17 protein-coding genes are annotated in these 17,593 nt (G+C 73.2%); 7 read left to right on the forward strand and 10 right to left on the reverse strand.

From position 1 onward, the window contains the following. Nucleotides 1–64: 64 nt before the first annotated feature. Nucleotides 65–454 (forward strand): hypothetical protein, encoded by a 390-nt coding sequence (locus tag ACFWIC_RS22535; RefSeq protein WP_329883802.1) that lies wholly within the window; start codon nucleotides 65–67, stop codon nucleotides 452–454. A 59-nt stretch (nucleotides 455–513) separates the two neighbouring features. Here ACFWIC_RS22535 and ACFWIC_RS22540 read toward each other — a convergent pair whose 3' ends face one another. After that, nucleotides 514–1,050: a DUF6480 family protein gene (locus tag ACFWIC_RS22540; RefSeq protein ID WP_380364346.1), complete on the reverse strand. Its 537-nt coding sequence runs from the start codon at nucleotides 1,048–1,050 to the stop codon at nucleotides 514–516. Between the two features lie 290 nt (nucleotides 1,051–1,340). Between ACFWIC_RS22540 and ACFWIC_RS22545 the strand changes: the two genes are divergently transcribed. Next, nucleotides 1,341–2,309 (forward strand): helix-turn-helix transcriptional regulator, encoded by a 969-nt coding sequence (locus ACFWIC_RS22545; RefSeq protein ID WP_380519861.1) that lies wholly within the window; start codon nucleotides 1,341–1,343, stop codon nucleotides 2,307–2,309. 39 nt (nucleotides 2,310–2,348) lie between these two features. On the opposite strand, the gene ACFWIC_RS22550 is transcribed toward ACFWIC_RS22545, so the two are convergent. The 7 genes from ACFWIC_RS22550 to ACFWIC_RS22580 form a co-directional block, all read right to left on the reverse strand. Then, nucleotides 2,349–2,696 (reverse strand): STAS domain-containing protein, encoded by a 348-nt coding sequence (locus ACFWIC_RS22550; protein WP_380364342.1) that lies wholly within the window; start codon nucleotides 2,694–2,696, stop codon nucleotides 2,349–2,351. Between the two features lie 625 nt (nucleotides 2,697–3,321). Continuing rightward, complete coding sequence (locus ACFWIC_RS22555) at nucleotides 3,322–3,555, reverse strand: DUF6458 family protein (RefSeq protein WP_329883806.1); 234 nt, start codon at nucleotides 3,553–3,555, stop codon at nucleotides 3,322–3,324. A gap of 35 nt (nucleotides 3,556–3,590) precedes the next feature. Then, nucleotides 3,591–4,334: a hypothetical protein gene (locus ACFWIC_RS22560; RefSeq protein ID WP_380519862.1), complete on the reverse strand. Its 744-nt coding sequence runs from the start codon at nucleotides 4,332–4,334 to the stop codon at nucleotides 3,591–3,593. 106 nt (nucleotides 4,335–4,440) lie between these two features. Next, a complete protein-coding gene (locus ACFWIC_RS22565) occupies nucleotides 4,441–4,986 on the reverse strand; it encodes a hypothetical protein (RefSeq protein ID WP_329883808.1) in 546 nt (181 codons plus the stop codon). A 238-nt stretch (nucleotides 4,987–5,224) separates the two neighbouring features. Continuing rightward, complete coding sequence (locus ACFWIC_RS22570; protein ID WP_380519863.1) at nucleotides 5,225–7,237, reverse strand: PE-PGRS family protein; 2,013 nt, start codon at nucleotides 7,235–7,237, stop codon at nucleotides 5,225–5,227. A gap of 87 nt (nucleotides 7,238–7,324) precedes the next feature. Continuing rightward, the gene (locus ACFWIC_RS22575) at nucleotides 7,325–8,275 is read right to left on the reverse strand and encodes a hypothetical protein (protein ID WP_380519864.1); all 951 of its coding nucleotides are present in this window, start codon (nucleotides 8,273–8,275) and stop codon (nucleotides 7,325–7,327) included. 110 nt (nucleotides 8,276–8,385) lie between these two features. Beyond that, the gene (locus ACFWIC_RS22580; protein WP_355405930.1) at nucleotides 8,386–8,805 is read right to left on the reverse strand and encodes a hypothetical protein; all 420 of its coding nucleotides are present in this window, start codon (nucleotides 8,803–8,805) and stop codon (nucleotides 8,386–8,388) included. Between the two features lie 1,228 nt (nucleotides 8,806–10,033). Between ACFWIC_RS22580 and ACFWIC_RS22585 the strand changes: the two genes are divergently transcribed. Then, nucleotides 10,034–10,510, forward strand: a complete 477-nt coding sequence (locus ACFWIC_RS22585) for a DUF5959 family protein (RefSeq protein WP_380519865.1) — start codon at nucleotides 10,034–10,036, stop codon at nucleotides 10,508–10,510. A gap of 165 nt (nucleotides 10,511–10,675) precedes the next feature. Here the strand turns inward: ACFWIC_RS22585 and ACFWIC_RS22590 are convergent, their stop codons facing one another. Both ACFWIC_RS22590 and ACFWIC_RS22595 read right to left on the reverse strand, forming a co-directional pair. Then, on the reverse strand, nucleotides 10,676–11,032 hold the full coding sequence (locus tag ACFWIC_RS22590) for a hypothetical protein (protein WP_329883814.1): 357 nt from the start codon (nucleotides 11,030–11,032) through the stop codon (nucleotides 10,676–10,678). Between the two features lie 95 nt (nucleotides 11,033–11,127). Further along, the gene (locus ACFWIC_RS22595; protein ID WP_380359663.1) at nucleotides 11,128–11,901 is read right to left on the reverse strand and encodes a response regulator; all 774 of its coding nucleotides are present in this window, start codon (nucleotides 11,899–11,901) and stop codon (nucleotides 11,128–11,130) included. A 111-nt stretch (nucleotides 11,902–12,012) separates the two neighbouring features. On the opposite strand from ACFWIC_RS22595, the gene ACFWIC_RS22600 reads away from it, so the two are divergent. From ACFWIC_RS22600 to ACFWIC_RS22615, 4 genes are all read left to right on the forward strand, one after another. Then, nucleotides 12,013–13,620, forward strand: a complete 1,608-nt coding sequence (locus ACFWIC_RS22600; RefSeq protein ID WP_329950247.1) for a CHASE3 domain-containing protein — start codon at nucleotides 12,013–12,015, stop codon at nucleotides 13,618–13,620. Continuing rightward, entirely contained in the window at nucleotides 13,617–14,810 is a 1,194-nt protein-coding gene (locus ACFWIC_RS22605; RefSeq protein ID WP_329950248.1) for a SpoIIE family protein phosphatase, read from the forward strand. Before ACFWIC_RS22600 ends, ACFWIC_RS22605 begins: the two co-directional genes overlap by 4 nt. Nucleotides 14,811–15,057: 247 nt before the next feature. Continuing rightward, on the forward strand, nucleotides 15,058–15,579 hold the full coding sequence (locus tag ACFWIC_RS22610; protein WP_380519866.1) for a hypothetical protein: 522 nt from the start codon (nucleotides 15,058–15,060) through the stop codon (nucleotides 15,577–15,579). Between the two features lie 748 nt (nucleotides 15,580–16,327). Continuing rightward, a complete protein-coding gene (locus ACFWIC_RS22615; protein ID WP_329883820.1) occupies nucleotides 16,328–17,419 on the forward strand; it encodes a vWA domain-containing protein in 1,092 nt (363 codons plus the stop codon). The last annotated feature ends 174 nt before the right edge of the window (nucleotides 17,420–17,593 follow it).

Genomic DNA, 17,593 nt, shown 5'->3' on the forward strand with positions numbered 1-17,593 from the left:
GTCGATCACACGCGAGACTTTCGGAGACAGCCCCTCGCCACGGCCCCTCGCGACAGTGGTCCCCATGCACGAAACGACGACCAAGCGACGCAACGGCTGCCTGATCGGCTGTGGGGTGATCGGGGTGCTCCTCCTCGTTCTCCTCGCCCTCGGAGGCTGGCTGCTCTACAGCAACTACCGCGACGGTTTCATCGAGGGGAAGGAGTACGACGCCGTCCAGGTCGGCACCCCGGAGGCGGACGTCCGCCGCGAACTGCCGGACGGCGAAAGCTTTTTCACCAGGATCCTCGCCGAGGACCTGAGCAGGGGCGAACCGGCCGTGCCCGAGGGTTCCGGGTGCCTGCGCCTGCTCTCCACGGAATCCGCAGAGCGGAACGACGACGTGATCGTCTTCCGGTTCTGCTTCCGCAACGGCACCCTGGCGGAGAAGACCTCGTACACGGTTCGGGGCTGACGCCGCGTCAGGCTGCTCCGGTGCCCCGGGCGGTGCGCGACCGGCGCCACACGCCCTCCTCACCAACCCGCGATCCGGGCGACGAAGAAGAGCACGACGCAAACCACGAAGACCGCGACCACCATGATCGGCCACGGGCCCCACGCCCGGCGCAACTCCGGAGACTCCGGGGTGGAGATGCCGGCGGTGGTGCTGCTCTCCGCGGGCGGCGTCTCCTGGGGAGTCGGGCCGGCGGCCGGTCGGGCGGTGTCGTCGCCCGACCGTGCGGCGGCCGTGGCGGAAGCGGCTCCGCCCCGGACCCGCCCGCCGTCGGCCCCGGTCCCGTGGCGCTCCAGGAAGTCGAGTGTCGACAGGAGGTCGAGTTCCTCGCCCGGCCCGGCAGGCCCGTGGACACGGGTGAAGAGGAATCTGCCGTCGTCCGAGAAGAACGACTCCACGGCGAGGCCGGACCGCGCGAACCGGAGGGTCCTCCGTGGTCGTGGATCGGCGTCCTCCACCGACCATCCCAGGGCCGCGGCCCTCGCGTGCAGATCGGGTCGCTCCAGGCTCCCGGGCGTCCGTGAACCCCGGGGCGTCTGCGAACCTGCTGTCGCCATGATCGGCCTCCCGTCCCGTGGGCGGGCTGCGCCGTCCACGTCACCCGGCACGTCTACCCGAATGTATGCGAACCAATCGTGCGGGGGGGAGTTCTGCCGCCGCCGGACCGCCCGACCGCCCGACTGCCCGCCCGGGTGCGCCGTCGCCGCTGACGAGGGCGCTGATCTGCGCGTCCGCCCCGTAGCTTCCGCCGGGCCCCGGAGGTACCCGCCGGGCTCGGGCCGTACCCTGCCGGAGCGGGCGTAGCGCGCACTTCACCCGGACGCGGTGGGTGCGAGAGAGTGGGCACATGGACAGCTTGGACTTTCGCAGTGGCAACCTGGACGCTACGGAAGCCTTCCTCTCATCCGCGTACACGCCGATGCGGATCGGGGGGCCGGTGAGCGACGCCCGGGTGCGGATCAGCCGACGAGCGATGGGGTCGCTGAGCGTGGACCGCCTCGTGCTCGGCTACGACATGCGGTACGACGCCGGCAGCCTCGGAAAGGTCTGCCTGATCAGCATGCACGCCGGTACGCTCGTGGACCGGACCGGTGGCCGCGAGACGGTGTTCGGCCCGGGGGAGACGTTTCTCCTCGCCCAGCCCGACCTTCCGTACCGGGGAGAGGTGCGGGCGGCGCGCTACACCATCGCGATGTTCGACACCGTCCTGCTGGACCGGATGGCCGTCGCCGGCGGGACGGCCGGGCCGGGGCCGGTGAGGCTGACGGCCCCCAGGGCGACCACCGCTGACGGGAACGACCGGCTCACCGCCGCGGTCCTCTACCTGCGGGACGCCGTGCTGAACGATGCGGGGTCCTCCCCGGGCGCTCTGGTCGTCTCCACCGCGGCGCACCACCTGGCCGCAGCCGTGCTGTCCGCGCTGCCCCACACCGCCAGGACCGCGCCCGCTCGCGTCGACACCCGCGACGCCGGCAGCGGCACGCTCCGACGGGCGGTCGCGTTCATCGACGACAACGCCCACCGCGACCTCACGCTCGCCGACATCGCGACCGCCGCCAGGGTCACCCCGCGCGCACTGCAGTACGCGTTCCGTCGCCACGCCGGGACCACACCCCTCGGCCATCTGCGCCGGGTCCGCCTGGAGCGGGCGCACGCGGACCTCGCGGCAGCGGACCCGTGCGACGGCGCGACCGTCACGGAGATCGCCATGCGCTGGGGGTTCGCCCACCCGGGCCGCTTCGCCGACATGTACCGCAGGGCGTACGGCCGGGCGCCCTCGCTCACGCTCCACGGGGACCGTACCGGCCGACGATGACTGCGGGCGGCCGGGAGCCGGTTCGCGGCGAGCGGCCGGTCAGGACGGCGTGGACTCGGTGGCGGGCCGCACCCCCAGGAGGGCGCTCGTCTCCGTCAGGTGCAGCAGTCTGCGCAGCTGGTCCCGAGGTGAGGCCACCTGGAAGGTGACGCCCAGGCCGGCGGCGGTCAGCCGGCCTCGGAGGAGTTCGTTGAGTCCGGCCGACGCGCAGAAACTCAGCTCCCCGCAGTCGACGACGAGGGTCGTCGGCAAGGGGGTGGCACCGAACTCGTCCTCCAGGGCGGCGCGCAGGACGGCGGCCGTGTCCATGTCGGCATACCCGTCCAGTGCCACCTGCCGTACACCGGGCGCGGTTTGACGGCGGGTGATGCGAAGTCCGGATTCCACTGCTGCCTTTTCCTGAACACGGCCGACGCTTGCTCCGCCCCACTGTGCCGTGCCCCGGCGCTCCTCGCAGCACCGGGAACGAAGCCGGCCGGAAAACGAAACCGGGGCCCCGGGCCGCTGCGTCCGGTGGGTGCGGGCGCCGTCGAGGTATCCCGGCGTACCTGGCGCACCCGGCTCCGCGGCCCGGGGCCGGGCGTCGCGGCGTGCGGAGGGTTCAGAGGGGCCCCGCAAACCCGGGGCGATCGAGTGGCGCCGCGTGGTGGCCCCCGTCGAAGCACGCCGGCCCGACTGCGGCGCGGGCAGGTCGGGGCAGGGGCGGCGCGATCCGAGTCCGCCGTTCCGGGGACGACGTGGACGGACCGGCTCGAACGCGGGCGCTGAGCGGGTGGCCGTGAGGACCCGCGCACGGCGCCGGCCGCCACCCCACCGCGAACAGCGGCGGGGTGGCGGCCGTGGAGGGCCTGCTCCCTACGGTGGGGCACGGCTGCGGAGGCACCGGGTAAGGGGCCCGGTCCCACGCGGCCCGCACGGGCCACGAGGCGGCGGCCCGGTCCACTGCGGACCGGGCCGCCCTAGGGGTGCGCCGTCAACCGTCGGCTTGCCCAGGTGTCCCGGAACCGCGGGTTCAGGGACCGTCGAAGTAGCGTCGCTCCTCGACCATGGGCTCCTGGACCACGCGCGAGCCGCCGAGCGCCCGCCGGCGGCGCAGCGCCCGGGCGTAGACCGCGATTCCGAGCAGTCCGGCGACCATCAGGATGATGCCGACCACGTCCACGTTCACACCGGAGAGCTCCCAGTCGACGGCGAACGTGAGGATGGCGCCGGCCGCGAACAGGATGATGCATCCGCCGATTCCCACAGGTCTGTCCTTTCTCCGAGCTGACCGGTGTCCGGTCAGGAGGCGATCAGGCGGTCCAGGACGCTGCGGAAGTCCCGCATGGCGAGCCTGAGTTCCTCGGTCGACCCGGCCCCGGTGCCGGACCCGCCGGATCCCTTGGCGGCCGCGTCGACCATCGGGCGCAGGGCCGCGCGGCGCTGCGCCACCGCCTCGGCCACCTGGTCGGCGGTCCGGCCGATCAGGTCGTCGGCGCGGGTGACGGCGCCGGCGGGGTCGTCGACGAACCCGGCCTGCACGGCGCCCCACTCGGCGGCGATCACCTCGACCCGCTGCCGGTCCAGCCAGCCGCCGGGGGTCGGCCGGGCGGCGCCGTGGGCTCCGGCGTGCGTGGCGGTGTGGGCGCCGGTCTGCGGACCGGTGTCGGCCTTCGTCATGGCCCCGGCCGGAGCCGCGGCGGCGTCGGTACTGCGGGCGGCCACGTCGTGGGCGGGTGCCGCACCGTGCGCGGGCCGGTCGTGCGCGGGCCGTACGTGCTCGGCGGGTGCGGCGCCTGCGGCCGGGCGGTCCGGCCCGGCCGGGGTCCCCCCGGGGACCTGCTCCGGTGCGCGGCCCGGCGTGTGGTCGGGTGCGTCGTGCGGCAGGTGCACCGGGGTCTGCGCGACGGCGAGCCGGGCCCGGCCGTCGGGGGCCGTGCCGGGTGCGGCGGGCGGGGCGGCGTGAGTCGGGGGCACGTCCGGTACGGCGGTGGGCGGCTCCGCGGGCAGGGCGGGAGCGCGATGGGTGTGCCGGGTGTCCGTCATGACGGTCCTCCTCGTTCGAGTGCTTCGAGTGCTTCGAGTGCTTCGAGTGCTTCGGGTGCGTCGGGAACGGAGCGCGCGGGGCGCGGAGTGCGTCGGGCGCGGGGCGTCAGCGCGTCGCGAGTGCGCCCTGGCGGGTCCGGTGCAGCAGCTCCTGGGCGAGGTCGCGGACCGCGATCAGGGCCATTCGCAGTGCCTCGCTGTCGCCGGCCTCGCCGCCCTGGGCGCGGACCAGCGTCCGGCGGGCGGTGCGGTAGCGGGCGAGCGCGGCGGGGTGGTCGACGGAGACGGCTTCCAGCCGGCCCTTCTCCGGGTACCCCATGCGGCCGAGCACCGTGTCGAGCAGGCTGTCGGCCTCGGCGACCGCGCGCAGCGGGTCCTCGACGAACAGCGCCTGGAGGCCCTGGAGTTCGGCCGCCGCCCGATCGCGGTCGGCGGCGTCGAGCGGGGTGATCCGCAGGCTCCGGTGGCGGGAGATCCGATCGGAGAGCTCCTGCTCGGCGAGCCGGACCTGCCCGTCGTGGCCCAGCACGGCGTTGTCGTACTCGGGTCCGAAGCGGGCATGCAGCCTGCGGGAGCGCAGTCGTGGCAGCACGACCGCGAGCAGTGCGGCCAGCACGAGCAGTGCGGCGATGGCGATGTAGCCGGCTTCCATTCTCCGGGTCCCTTCCCTCGGTGCTGCCCTGCCCGGCTCCGCGCCGGGTGGCCTGCCGAGGGCCCGTCTTGCCCGAACCGCCGGGCTCAAACTCCCGGTGGCACAAGGACCGTGGTCGCGGGCCCGGAGGGGCCCGCCGGGTGCGGAGCCGGCGCCAGGGCCGCCGACGCCACGTCAGGGCGTCGGCGGGGCCGGGCCCGGAGGGTTGCGGGGCGCTCGGGATCGGCGACGCGGGCCGTCACGACAGGGGGCCGCCGGTGGGACCGGCCGCCATCCGGCGCATGACCTCGGCCGGGAGTGCGGGCTGGGCGGCGGCCTCGGCCGCGGTGCAGGAGTCCAGCAGCAGCCGGACCAGGACCCGTGCCGGTAGCCCGGGGTGGGCAGCGGCGGCCTGCCGGATGTGCCGGTTCGGGTCGTCGAGCAGCCTGACCGCCGAGGCAGCCCCGAGCCGCGGGTCGGTGGCGGCCCGGTACCGCACCTCCGGGTCGGCGTCCCGGCTGAACCGCTCGACCAGCCCGGCTGTCGAGGCCGGGTCCTCCAGCGCGAGCCTCCGCATCCGCGGATTCGGGTCGTCGGCGTGGCGCAGCAGGTCGGTGCGGGGGAAATTGGGGTGGCCGAGCGGTCGGTCGGGACGGGTGAGGCTGCCGGTCCACCACTGCCACACGCTCATCAGCATGTCGGCCGGCGCGTCGTCGCAGGACTCGGCGAGGAAGAGCCGGACCACGCGGTCCTCGTCACGGGCGAGGCGATCGACCACGTCGGACGGAAGGCGGCGGGCCCGGGCGACGCTCCGCCGGATCAGCGGGTGGCCGGAGGCGGCCAGCCGGCGCATGGCGTCGGGATCCTCGTGCAGTGCCACGACCCAGTCGAGTGCCGACGAATGGGCCGATGGGTCGAACGCGACCACGACGGCGGCGCGTTGTTCCTCGGTGAGGTCGTGGCGCAGGGCCACCCGGTGGCGGACGGCCTCGTCGGGGTCTCGGCCGAGCAGGTCGACCAGGTCAGGGTCCAGTCGAGGGTTGTCGGCGAGGGCGCGGCGCTGGTTCGCGGCGCCGTGGCGGGCCAGGTGCCCGGCGAGGTCGCGGTCCAGTCGGCAGGTCTGCAGTGCGTCGGTGTCCAGGCCGTCCTCGGCGTCGAACACGGCGCGGGTGAGGGGGTGGTCGATGTGGTGCCGGTGCCGCGCGTGGGTGCGGACCCTGCCGTCGGGGTCGGTGAGCAGCACCTCGCGGGCCGGGCCGTCCAGGTGGGGCCAGGCCCGGCGGCAGGCGGCGGCCCGGACCGTCGGGTCGGGGTCGGCCGCTAGGTCGGCGAGCAGGTCGGCGGGAAGCCCGGGCAGCCGGGCGGCCTCGGCGCGGACTCGGGCCTGGGAGTCGGACGCGAGCTGTCGGCAGGTGTCCGGGGGGAGTTCCCTGCCCCACTCCGCCGCCAGCATGGTGACGACCCAACGGGTCCGGGTGGATCCCGCGTCCCGGAGCACCTGGGCCCAGTGTTCGGGGCCCAGGCCGGGTTGGTGTTCGAGGGTGGAGATGCGGATGGCTCGGTCGGGGTGGCCGAGTGCCTTCGCCAGGGCCTTCGCGGGCATCCGGCGGTAGAGGATCCACCCGGTGCGATCCACCAGGTCCTCGTACAGGTCCTCGGGCAGGGCGGGGTTGCGGCCGAGGCCGTCGGTCCACGCCCGGCCCAGCGCCTCGGACGGTCCGGGGCCGTCGACCAGGGACGTCCAGGCGGCGGCGCGCTCCTCGGCCGTCTCGGTGACCTCCCGCGCGGCGGAGGTCTCCTGACGCTCACGGACCCGCTCCACGGCGACCAGCCGGGCGATCGCGTCCTCGGAGGTCACACCGAGCAGGGTGCCGCCGTCCGGCGAGGCCGTCAGGAAGGCGGGCCGCCCGCGGGGGGCGCCCAGGACGCCGGCGAGGTCCCAGTCCTCGGTGAGGCGCACCCTGGTCCAGTGGCGGCAGCCGCAACTGCCGGACGAGCCGGGGACGTCGATCAGGAACGCGCCGTCCGCGCCGAGGATTCCGTGCTCGATGGCGAACCGGTGCCACCGCGCGTTCAGTGCGACGACGGCGTCGGGACGGTCGAGTCGTACGGTCGTGGCGGGTTCGACCTCGCCGGACAGCACGGGACGCCAGGCAGCCGACGGTGTCAGGGCCTCCGGGGCCGACCGGTCGCCGACGGTCTCCAAACCGGCCCGCTTGAGAAGGTCGGGGAGGTCGGGCAGTTCCGGCAGCTCGGCGTTCGCACTCGTCATGGCGGCCATCCTCGCCGATCGACGGCCGGGACCGGTCGACGGGCCACCGGGAAGGTGCGGCCGGACGGTGCGGCCCCCGGCGCCGTCTCAGCTGCCGGAGGCCGTCACGGACCGGGCGAGTTCCAGCATGGCTTCGTTGTCCGCCTTCACCGCCGTCAGCTCCGGCAGGCGCCGCCGGATCAGCTCGTTCTCGTACGCGGTCTCGACGGTGAACCACGTCCCCACCACGTTGGTCCGGGCCTTGCACTCGACGTCGGCGGTGGCCGTGGCGATCTCCTCCGCGGTCGCCCTGGCGGTGGCCGCCCACCGCGGGTCCTTCAGGGCGTCCCCGGGCGTGGCGTAGGAGTGGCCGCGGTCGGCCATGCAGCGTGACCAGTCCTGGAAGGCGGCCTTGACCCGGGGGTCCTTCATCGAGCGCTCGAAGCCCTCGTAGTTGATCCCCACCGCGACGTCGGCGTCCCGGCCGGTCCCGCCGCGCGAGGTCAGTTCCTTCTGCGCGGCCCCGATGCATCCGCCGGGCGGGAGCGGCTTCCCGCGGAGCGTGGAGGCGGATCCCGGGGCGGGTTTGCCGTCCGGCCCGAGGCCGGAGCCGAGCACCGTGGTGAGGTCGGCACTCAGGGAGGGCGCTCCGGCCGGCTTCTTCCCGCGGTCGGGGTCGGGCGAGTGGTAGCCGTTCACCGTGACGTCGGCGATCTCGATCGGATCGTACCGGTGGGTGGTCTGGGTCTCGGCGGACGCCCCGGCTCCGTCCGGGCGGGTGTAGTCGAGACCGAACCCCCGCACGCATCGGGCGACCAGCACGGTCTGCGCCGCGTCGTACTGCCGGAACTGCTCCCCGCTCAGCAGGTAGGCCTCGATGGGCAGCGTCCGGTCGTCCACCCGGCTCAGCAGGGGGACGTCCCCGATCGCCGGCGGCTCCATCGGGGCGAGGGAGGAGGTGGGCGCGGCCTCGGTAGCGGCGGGGCGCGAGGCGCAGCCGGCGAGGAGGAACAGGGGGACCAGCAGCAGGGCGGGCAGCGAACGGCGGAGGGACGTCATGGCGGGCTCCTCGGGAACCGGCCCGCTGGGTGGTGCGGGCGTTCGGGGGTGGGGCCGGTCCGGGTGCCGGGCCCCCCGGGGAGGGGGCCCGGCACCCGGTCAGGGCGGGGTCAGCGCTCCCAGCTCTGCGAGTGGTTGTTGTTGCGCATGTTGACCGAGCCGCCGTTCCACGGCACCGCGCCCAGGTTCACCCACTGGTCGTGGGGCACGTACTGGTTCGGGCCGGTGTTGCGGATGCTGTACTCGCGGTAGTGGACGCGCAGGTTCCACGAGTGGTCGAGGTTCTGCACGGAGGCGGCGTTGTTCACGACGGCCTGGCCGTTGCCGGCCCCGCCGCCACCGAAGTAGCCGTCGTAGTTGCCGCCCTCGCCCTTGCCGAACTTGGCGCCCTGCAGGTTGGGGCTGTAGTAGACACACGCGTCGCCGGTGACGCAGCCGCCGCTGCTCGCGAGAGCCGGTCCGGCGGTGCCCAGGAGCACCGTGCCGAGGGTGACCGCGGCCAGCGCGGCGGCCGCCATCTTCTTTGTCATGTCACTGCCTTTCGGTGGGTGGACAAGGAATTACCCGCGCTCCCGCTATCGGGAGCGAGGTCATTGCCTGGCCATGTCCGGGCCGATTTCCGCCCGGCGATTGACGACTCTGCCCCAGGGGTGGGGTCGATCCAAGGGAAACCGGCCTCCTTGAGACGTCTCAACCGTCGCCGACCCGCTGACGTGGGGTTTGAGAATATTTCACGTCCTACTGTGAGACGCCCGGGATTCGGTCGCCGGGGGATTCGGCCCGTTGTTCCCCTGTTTCTTGTTGGACCACACCTGATCCGCTTCGGGGGATATGCCCCGCACTGATTAGCCCGCAGTGCGGAAGAATCACGCGGTCCGGGCGGCAGTGGCGGTCCCGGGGCGGGCGCCGGAAATTCCACGGCATATCCGGAGGCTCCACGGAGCGGCTTCCGGAGCGCCTCGGAGGGGAGTCCCGTCGCGGCCGTGCCCCGGCGGCCGGCCGGCCCCAGGGTCGTCACGGCGTTCGCAGGGCCTGTCGTAACCGCTGCGCCGTCCCCGCTGCGCCGTTGCGCGGGCTTCGGTGGAAGGGGGTGCGGGTGGGGGAGGTCGTCGTGCCGTGACGGCCCTGGAGGGGGGATCCTGCGGCGTGTGCCTCTTGCCGGCCGCGGTTCCGCCGATTTCACGCGGCTTCATCCCGGTTCGACCTCCATGGCCTCCAGGAAAAGGTTATGGGGCGAAAAGGTCGGCCATGGACATGGCGGCCGGCTCGAAAAGATCCGGGTCGGATTCGATCCGTTCTGTCGGACGCCGCCGGGGAAGTGCGCGGGGGCGGGAATCCCGGTGAATCCGGAATAGTGGATTCCGATATTCGAGGATGGCGGCGGGGCGAAGGATCGAAACCCGACCGCGGGCCGGCCGAACGGCCGCGAAAAACCGGAACGGGGTGCTCCGAATTGTGCCCGCCCGGTATTCGCCGAGGAATCCCGCGAGCCGCCCGCCCGTGGCAGGCCGCGCGGTCGCCAAAGGGGCGGGGTGCTGAATCGGCCGGGGGAGAACCGGGCGTCGCATGCGGCCCGCTCGACCGTCGCCGCCCGCGGCGGACAGCGGGCACTGCGGGTCACGCCACCCGTGTCACCGGTCGCCCCGGTCCGGCACCGCCTCGGGGTGTCCCCGCGCTGCCCGGGCCCCGCCGTCCACCCCGGTCGGTGTGCCGGGAGAGGATGCCGGGGCCGATGTCGCCGCAGGGAAGAGAGCTGTCGTGGAGGAGACCGAGTCCGTCGACCTGATCCGCCTGGCCGACCGCCCCGGGCTCGGTGGCCAGAGCGTCGGCGTGCGGGTGACGGGCCGGAGTGCTCCGGGCGCTCTCCTGGGTCACGACTGGCTCGACTGCGAGATCGTGATCACTACCGAGGTCGTCCACGGCTGCCTCCCGGTGGTGCTGACCCCGGACGACGTCGAGGACTGGGAGCGGAAGCTCGGCGAGCTCGCCGGCGGGCGGAGCGCCTCCTGGCCGGACTCGGGACGCGGTCCGGAGCTGACCGTCCAACCGACACGGAACGGCGGAATGTGGGTGTCGGTCGCCGATCCCGAGTCCTCGGGAGTGGTGGTCAAGCTCCCTCTGGCCCCGGCGGCCGGGTGGGTCGAGGAACAGCGAGCCCTCCTCGCGCGCGTGTCCGGGGTGTTCCCGCGAGAGACCGTGGAGACGTCGCCCGGAGTGTTCGTGTGGCGCCGGTAGCACCTGGCCCGACCTCGGCGCGGCAGGCGGCCCGGCCCCTGGGCCGTCTGCCGGGCGCCCCGAGACGGCGTCGCCGTCCAGGACGGCCGGCCGCCGAACTGCCACGTGCGGACTTCTGCGCCGGCGCACTGCTCCGCCAGGCTCGAAGGTGCCACGTGCCGGTCGTCACTCCGGGTCGAGGAACTGTTTCAGGGTGCGCCGCTTGGGCGGCTGGTGGTCGATCACCTCGACCAGCTCGGCCACACCGATCCGGACGTGCAGCGTGCCGGAATGCGACTCCAGCGCGACCAGCCAGGCGCCCCCGCCGAGCCGGTACACCAGCCTGCGGTACGGCTTGCGCTCCGACAGCAGGCTCGGCACGTACGACCGCGCCAGGCTTTCCGCCAGTTCGTGAGCGTTCGCCGCGTCGCGGGCCGGGTGCCGGGCGGCCAGGCCCCATCGATGGTCGTCCTCCCCCCAGGTGTTCTTGGACTCCTCCTCCACGAGCACCTGCCACACGCCGTCGGACACCATGTCCACCACCCCCGGCTCCACTCCTACCCGGCGGCGTACGGGCCACTCCGCCCGCTCGGGAACCGGCGGACGGCGTCGGCGTGGACGGCGCCGGCCGGGAGCGCCTACGCGCGGGGCGGACGGGTGGCGGTGTCGAGGTAGAAGGCGTCGATGGTCTGGACGGCCCGCTCGAACTCCTCCAGGTTGACGGGCTTGGTCACGTAGGCGTTGGCGTGGCTGCTGTACGCGCCGGTGACGTCGTCCGGGGCCGAGGAGGTGGTGAGGACGACGACGGGGATGGTCCGCAGGTCCTCGTCGGCCTTCAGGACCTTCAGCAGGTCCCGGCCGTTCATCCGGGGCATGTTGAGGTCGAGGACGATGAGGTCGGGGCGTACACTGTCGGGCGCGCGCAGGTGCTCCAGTGCGGCGAGCCCGTCGGTGACCTGGATCAGGTTGCGGGTACCCCGTTCGGTGAGGGCCTCCTCGATGAGCATGGCGTCGGCCACGTCGTCCTCGACGAGCAGGACGTCGAAGGGACGGGCGGGAGAGGTCATCATCGGTTGCTCCGCAGGGTTGTCGTTCGAGTGGGGGAAGAGCCCCGGCCACCGGCGGCGGGCGCCTTGGCGGGTCATGCCGCAGGCGGCACCGAGCTGGGGATAGCCGGCGCCCGCGCCGGCGGCGGCGGCGGCCGCCTCTTGCTGGAGCCGTACTGTGGCCTGCTGGAGGTGGTCCAGCAGGTGCAGCAGGCTCAGCGACCGTGCCGGGCCGTCCGTCGCAGGCGGCGAGGGGTCTTCCAGCAGCTGAAGAGCAAGACGCCGCGCAAGGTGGGCGACCGCGGCGTCCGCGACCGCTGCCGTCTCCTGCGGAGTGGTCCGCAGGACGAAGTTCTTGCCAGACATATCCGCACTCTAGGCCCCTGATTGACCCCGCGACAACAAGCGTTGTCGGATGCCCTCTACAGTGAGCGCTGCGCCGCTGGACGCGGCCGCCACACCGGAGGAGCTCAGAGGATGACCGGCTACGACAGGCCGCCGCGGACGCGGAGGTTTTCCACGTGGACGACCAGGCGATGGCTGCGGGTGGGTGCGGCCGTCTCCCTGGTGGTGTTGGGCCTTCTCGGTGTGACCGGAGCGTGGGTGCTGGAGCGGACGGCGTCGATCAGCGAGGACCTCGTGGACGTCAAGTCGCCCGCGGTGACCACGGCGTTCCGGCTGGAGTCGGCCCTGCTCAACCAGGAGACCGGCATCCGGGGGTACGGGCTCACCGGCAACCCCGAGTTCCTCGAACCCTACCGGCAGGGAATCACCGAGCAGGAGACCCACGTCGCACGACTCGCGGTCCTGCTCCGGGACGACGACGACGCCCTCGTCGACCTGGCCGAGGTCGAGGGGCTGATCTCGACGTGGCAGGAGAGGATCGCCCGGCCGACCGCGGCCTCGCCGTCCGGGGCACCGTCACCGCTGGTCGTCGAACGGGCGGCGGAGGGCAAGAGCACCTTCGACGCGGCGAGGTCGGCGCTCCTCAGGCAGCAGGAGCGGCTGCGCGCGGACCGGGTCGAGGCGCGGGACGACCTCACGCGCATCATGGAGCTGAGGAACTGGATCTTCACCGCGATCGCCCTGGTGATCGTGGTCCTCACGGTGCTGATCTTCGAAGGGCTGCGCCGCGGCATCACCACTCCGCTGGAACGGCTCGGGGCCGACGCCCGTGCCGTCGCCGGAGGCGACTTCGACCACCCCATCGCGTCCGTCGGCCCCGCCGACCTGCGCCGGCTGAGCAGTGAGATCGACTCCATGCGCCGGCGCCTGGTCCAGGAGCTCGCGTTCACCGAGGAGGCCCGCCTGCGCCTGGACGCGCAGGCGGCCGAGCTCCAGCGCTCCAACACCGAGCTGGAGCAGTTCGCCTACGTGGCCTCCCACGACCTGCAGGAGCCGCTGCGCAAGGTCTCCAGCTTCACCCAGCTCCTCCAGCGGCGGTACGGCGGGCAACTCGACGCGAAGGCGGACCAGTACATCGGGTTCGCGGTCGACGGCGCCAACCGCATGCAGACCCTCATCAACGACCTCCTCGACTTCTCCCGCGTGGGGCGGCTCCACCACGCCCACAAGGAGGTCGACCTGACCGCGACGCTGGAGCAGACCCTGGCCACGCTCAGCGTCGGTATCGAGGAGGCCGGCGCGCTCGTCACCCACGACCCGTTGCCGACGCTGGTCGCCGACCCCACCCAGATGGGGATGCTCTGGCAGAACCTGATCGGCAACGCCGTCAAGTTCCGCCGGCCCGGCCGGGAGCCGAAGATCCACGTCTCGGCCGAGCGGGAGGGGGAGCTGTGGCGGTTCGCGGTGACCGACAACGGCATCGGCATCGCGCCGGAGTTCGCGGAGAAGGTCTTCGTGATCTTCCAGCGGCTGCACACCAAGGACGCCTACAACGGGAGCGGCATCGGCCTGGCGTTGTGCAAGAAGATCGTCGACTTCCACGGCGGCACCATCGCCGTCGACCCCGAGTACCGGGACGGGACCCGGATCACCTTCACCCTCGCCTCCGAGGCCCCCGAGATCGCGGACGGTCCCGAGCTGCGGGAAGCCACCCGCGTCGGCGCGGAGCCGGCACGATGACCGCGGCCCTGGCAGCCGCCACCGGGGCGGCCTCCGACGAACCGGTCTACCGCATCCTCCTCATCGAGGACGACGAGGGCGACGCCCTGCTCGTGGAGGAACTCCTCCACGACACGGAACTGCGCTTCGAGCTGACCGTCAGCGCCACGCTGGCCGCGGCCCGCACGGTGCTGGCCACCAGCCCCGTCGACTGCATCCTCCTCGACCTGCACCTGCCCGACGCGTCCGGCACCGCCGCGCTCACCGCCGTCCGCGCGCTGGCCCCGCACACGGCCGTGGTCGTCCTGACCGGGCTGTCCGAAGCCCGGGCGGGCACCGAGGCGATGGCCGCCGGCGCCCAGGACTACCTCGTCAAGGGCATGGTCGTGGCCGACGTGCTGCGCCGGACGGTGCGCTACGCCGTCTACCGCAGCCAGACCGAACGCGCCAACATCGAGGCCCAGGCCGTCCGCCTGCGGGCGGAGGAGAACGCCCGCCTGGAGCGCGGCCTGCTGCCCCCGCCGATCCTCGACACCTCCCGGGTGACGGTGACCACCCGCTACCTCCCCGGCGTCACGACGGCCCTGCTCGGCGGGGACTTCCTCGACGTCGTGGAGGGCGACGACGGACTGCTGCACGCCGTCGTCGGGGACGTCAGCGGGCACGGGCCCGACGCCGCCGCACTCGGCGTCCTCCTGCGCATCGCCTGGCGCTCCCTCGTCCTCGGCGGACACCGGGGCGGCGACCTGCTCCACCTGATGGAACGCATCCTCGTCGCCGAGCGCGGCGGCCCGTCCATGTTCGCCACCTGCACCCTCCTCACCCTCGACCAGAACGCGGCGACCGCCACCCTCCATCTCGCCGGTCACCACGAACCCCTCCTCACCACGGCGGAGGGCACCCGGGAGCTGACCGCCACCCACGGCATCGCCCTGGGCCTCCTGCCGGGGCTGCGCGACTGGCCCTCCACGGTCGTCCCGCTCCCGGCCAACGCGGCCCTGACCCTCTACACCGACGGCCTGACCGAGGGCCACAACGGCACGATGGGCGAGCGCCTCGGCGTCGAGGGGCTGCTCACCCTGATCGGAAAGCTGCCGCCGACCGATCCGGCCGCCCACGTGGACCTCGTCATCCAGGAGACCCACGCCCTGAACGCCGGCCGTCACACCGACGACCTCGCCGTTCTGCGCCTCGACTGGGACAACCGGTAGCCGACGGTCCGGCGGGCAGCCCCCGCCGGACCTCCGGCAGAGCGTTCACCGTCAGGTGAGTGCAACGAGCGGGCGGTGGACGTTGCATTCGATCCAGGGTTCATTGCAATGAAAATATTGCTACGAGCTGCATGGATGGCACTTCTGCGCAACTGTCGTGTTGCTTGAATGCTGAAGGCAACGTAGCGTTTCCTTCGTCGGAAACCGCATGGGCGGTTCGTGGGGTGGTCATCGACGGGGGCGGATCATGGAGACAGCGCAGAGCCGGAAGCAGACCGAGCCCGGAGCCTGCACCGCCTTCGCCCGCTTCGTGCTCTGCGGCGGCGGGGTGGGGCTCGCCTCCAGCTTCGCCGTGACGGCCCTCGCCTCCTGGACGCCCTGGATCCTGGCCAACGCCCTGATCACCGTGGTCTCCACGCTCCTCGCCACCGAACTGCACGCACGCTTCACCTTCGGCGCGGGCGGGCGCGCGACCCGGCGCCAGCACGCGCAGTCGGCCGGCTCGGCGGCGGCCGCGTACGCGGTGACCTGCGCCGCGATGCTCGCCCTGCAGCAACTGGCGGCCGCGCCCGGAGCGATGCTCGAACAGGCCGTCTACCTGTCGGCCTCCGCACTCGCCGGTGTCGCGCGGTTCGCGGTGCTGCGCCTGGTGGTCTTCGCGCGGAACCGCTCGCAGGCGGCCCCCGCCCCCATCGCCCGTCCGGTGTACGCGACCGTGGCCCGCTCCTCGGCCCCGGCCGGCCCCGCAGGACTCTGCCGCGCGGCCTGAACGTCCGGGCCGGGCGCCGCGAAGCCGCGGCCCCGCTCCCGGCCCGGGCCGCCTCCGGGCCCTGCTCCTCGGCCAGGCCCGGGCCCATCACCTTCAGCAGGTCGCCGGGCATGCCCAGTCCGCGGACCCCGGGGCCGCCCGGGTCGGTCTGGAGGATGCCACGCCGTCTCGAAGGGTCGGTCGACGCGATGCGCGAGACGGCGATCTCGATGGTGCGCCCGTCCGGCTCGCCGCAGTCGAGGGGGACGGTGAGGCGCGCGCACCGCGTGCCGCTCGCGGTGCGCGCGGCGTCCCGGCAGGCCGTCCAGTCGACCGGTCGGTGGCGGTACCGGTCCAGACCGTGTCCTTCGGCCGCCGGGCCCCTGACGCGGTCGAGGTGGCCGGCAGCGTCGGGGCCGGGGCCGCCGGCGCCGCAGGCGGGGACGTCGTGGCGACGGCGGCGACCGACGGGACGAACGTGCCGAGTGCAGTGGCTTTGCTCACGGCTCGCCAACGTACGGGTCCGACACCGGGCCGGGCGCGTACGTCGTGGAGTGTCGCAGGGCCGGGCCGCCGAGCACTCCGAACAGTGCAGCCACGTGACCGCGGATCAGGCACCGGCCCGCTCCGGAAGGCGGGCCCGACGGACCGTCGACCCTCGCGAAACCCCAGGTCGGAGGGGACTGTCAGTGCCCCGTCCTAAGGTGGGAACAACGTTGGAGGGGGCGCCGGAAAGGCGTCGAAGAAGCGTGGGAAGAGGGGCAGTACCTTGTCTGCGAACCGGATCAAGCACAAGGTCAACCACGTCTCGCTGGTGGTCGACAACTCCGGCTCGATGCGCCAGCACGAGGCACAGCTCGTGCGCGTGGTGGACGAGTTCGTGAAGGGCCTTCAGGAGGAGTCCGACCGGCTCGGTCACGAGACCCGCATCAGCCTCTACGCCTTCGATCACGAGGTGCAGAACCTGGTCTGGGACATGGACGTCAAGCACCTGCCGTCCCTGCGGGGCCTCTACGAGGTCAACAACGGTGCGACGGCGCTGATCGAGGCGGCCGTGAAGTCCGTCGACGACCTGAAGAACATCTGGGAGGGGTACGGGGAGCACTCCTTCCTCCAGGTGGTCGTCACCGACGGCGAGGAGAACGCCTCGGGCTTCTCGGAGTCCGGCCGGATGCACACCCGCCTGGGCGGCAGCCGGGGCAAGGCCGTCCTGAGCACGTGGATGGACCGCATCCGGAGTGCCATGGACGACCTTCCCGACCACTGGACCTCGGCGATCCTCGTCCCGAACTCCCTGGCCAAGCGCACCGCCCAGGAGTACGGCTTCCCGGCGGGCAACATCGCGATCTGGGACGCCGACTCCAGCAAGGGCGTCGAGGAGGCCATCGGCACCGTCAAGAAGGCTGCCACGGACTTCCTGCGGGGCCGCGAGCAGGGGGTGCGCGGCACCAAGAACCTGTTCTCCATGGGCCAGGACCTGAGCACGGCCGAGGTGAAGGCCAGCCTCGACGCCCTGGACACCGGCAAGTACGTCCTGATCCCGGTCGACGAGCAGTCACCGATCCGCGACTTCGTCACCGGCGCCGGACACCCGTACACCACCGGGTGCGCCTTCTACGAGCTGTCCAAGCGCGAGAAGATCCAGGGCACCAAGCAGCTCGCCGTGGCGGAGAAGGACCCGGCCACCGGCCTGATGACGGGCAGGGTGTTCTCGGGCCCGGCGGCCCGCCGGCTCCTCGGCCTGCCGAAGTCGGAGGCGACGGTGAAGCCGGGCGACAACCCCGAGTACACCGTGTTCGTCCAATCGACCTCCGTCAACAGGAAGTTGGTGTCGGGCACCAACGTGCTCGTCATCCTCTAGCCGGGGACGGCGTCCGGGCGCGGGCCCGGCCGACAGCGTCCCGGAGTCCGTCGGTCGGGGTGGCGGCGGAGGTGGTCGGGCAGTCCCGCGCGCCGCCGGCCGGGCCCGCTGACGGGTGGCGACGAGGCTCCTGTCGGCCGACGGCCGCCGCCGTGACCGGGCTGCGCCCCTATA

Source organism: Kitasatospora sp. NPDC127035, assembly GCF_042726075.1.
Lineage (GTDB): Bacteria > Actinomycetota > Actinomycetes > Streptomycetales > Streptomycetaceae > Kitasatospora.